Annotated in this window: 3 protein-coding genes; all 3 read left to right on the forward strand. The window is 36.1% G+C overall.

Annotated features, from left to right (window positions below):
• Nucleotides 1-415: hypothetical protein (locus QI30_RS20180; RefSeq protein ID WP_233600659.1), on the forward strand; the 415-nt coding region annotated here is incomplete at its 5' end.
• Between the two features lie 122 nt (nt 416-537).
• A complete protein-coding gene (locus QI30_RS20185) occupies nt 538-1,437 on the forward strand; it encodes a hypothetical protein (RefSeq protein WP_126992177.1) in 900 nt (299 codons plus the stop codon).
• Nucleotides 1,438-1,456: 19 nt separating this feature from the next.
• Entirely contained in the window at nt 1,457-1,723 is a 267-nt protein-coding gene (locus QI30_RS20190) for an AbrB/MazE/SpoVT family DNA-binding domain-containing protein (protein WP_126992088.1), read from the forward strand.
• Nucleotides 1,724-1,807 lie beyond the last annotated feature (84 nt).

The following is a 1,807-nucleotide window of genomic DNA, read 5'->3' on the forward strand; positions in this document are numbered from 1 at the left end:
CCTAAATGAACAATATAAAATACATTTGACCATACTATTTACATACGCGATTTTAACTGCCCTCGCAGTAGGCCATTTAAAAACAAAAGAAGTTGCGATTCTGACAACTGAATTTTTAATACAAGCACTTATATTTTCAGTTGTTGATTTTATAATTTGTCTTGTAATCTTATTGCCATTATTCAATCGTAGCAATTCTGTAGATTACAAATTAATCTATGACAATGAACTAATCGATTCTGCTTCATTAAAAACAATTACCGAGAGTCAACCTTTAATTTTGGAATATTACTTAAATGAAACCACCTCTGTCTATAAGACCGAGAATTTAAAATATCGTATAATACGCTATTCTAACAGTAATGAGCCACCTCACTATACTGTTTACGAACTACTAGAAAAACTAGAAACATAGAAATGTCTAAAATTCAGAAATAAAGAGGTAAATAGAATAATTTAGAGAATTACTAATTTAATAAGGTTAACCAGTTAACCTTTAATATATCAATAACTTTTAGTTAACTTGGAGGAATTCAAATGGCAGATAAAACATTTGGTTTTAAAGTAAGCGATGAAGATTACGAACGTGCAAAATTCTTAATTGAAACAAGTGGACTTTCATCAAAAGAATGGTTTCAAAACGCTCTAGCTAATTACGAGGTCAAAGCACTACAAACAAACGCCCCTGAATACTCACGTAACTTAACAGAGCTTGAACTTCATACGACACGTATTTATGAATTAGTAGTGGGAATGGTGCAACAGTCTATTTATTTTAAAGATCATGCTGTACGTGAAGTATCAGAGCAACTTGAAAAGAAAGAACAACTAATGCTAGAGCTACAAGAAAAATTACATCAAACAAAACAAACTGTTCAGACCCTTCAAGCGGAAAAACAAGAACTTACGGCAGTTCAAGTAGAGCAAGCAAAACAGCTAGAGGAAGGTCGCCTTTCGACTGAAAACAGCCAACTCCTTATCGCAGAGTATAAGGAGAAAAATGATTCATTAACAGGACTGGTAACGAAGTATCAAGGCTATGCAGAGGAAAATGAACAACTGAAGGTGGCATTTGCCGAAGAAAAAGAGGCACTACTCACAGCTGCTGCTACTGAAAAGCAACAACTTGAACAGGCATTAACGACTGCTACAAATGAAGCAAAAGCGAATGAAGCGAAAGCCACTGAACTTGAAAAAGCATTAGCAGAGGAAAAAGCGAAGGCTGAACAAGCAACTGCCCTTCTACAAGAACGCCATGAGCTTGCATTAGAGCGTGCTATCGTAAAGGCTGAACGTGAATACCAGGAGAAATTACAGGCTCAGCTTGATACATACAATGCTCGTATCACAGAGCTTCAGGCTGAAAACGATCGTATTCGTGCATCTTATGAAAATCGTTTAGAAGAGCTTTTGAAATCGAATGAGAAAAAGAAGTAAGTTTTAGGAGGACACGACCATGAAATCAACTGGCATCGTACGCAAAGTCGATGAATTAGGGCGTATCGTTATCCCAATGGAGCTACGCAGAACGCTTGAAATCAACGAAAAAGACCCTGTTGAAATTTTCATTGATGGCGAGGAAATTATTTTACGAAAGTATGCGCCACAAGCTGCTTGCATAGTAACAGGAGAAATTACGCCAGATAACTTCACATTATTTAATCACATCACCCTTTCTCCTAAAGGGGCTGAAGTGTTGCTAAATCAACTGAAACAGAAATAATTGAACTCTTCATAATGTAGAAATGGATAGGCTACATTTAGTTGGACACACTTTATAGAGTATAGAGGGCAAATTCTAAGTCTA

Source organism: Candidatus Kurthia intestinigallinarum, assembly GCF_003991225.1.
Lineage (GTDB): Bacteria > Bacillota > Bacilli > Bacillales_A > Planococcaceae > Kurthia > Kurthia populi.

Bases quoted from the DNA above. Each gene is read 5' to 3' on its own strand.
- QI30_RS20185 (WP_126992177.1), top strand. From the start codon at position 538: ATGGCAGATAAAACATTTGGTTTTAAAGTAAGCGATGAAGATTACGAA.
- QI30_RS20190 (WP_126992088.1), top strand. From the start codon at position 1,457: ATGAAATCAACTGGCATCGTACGCAAAGTCGATGAATTAGGGCGTATC.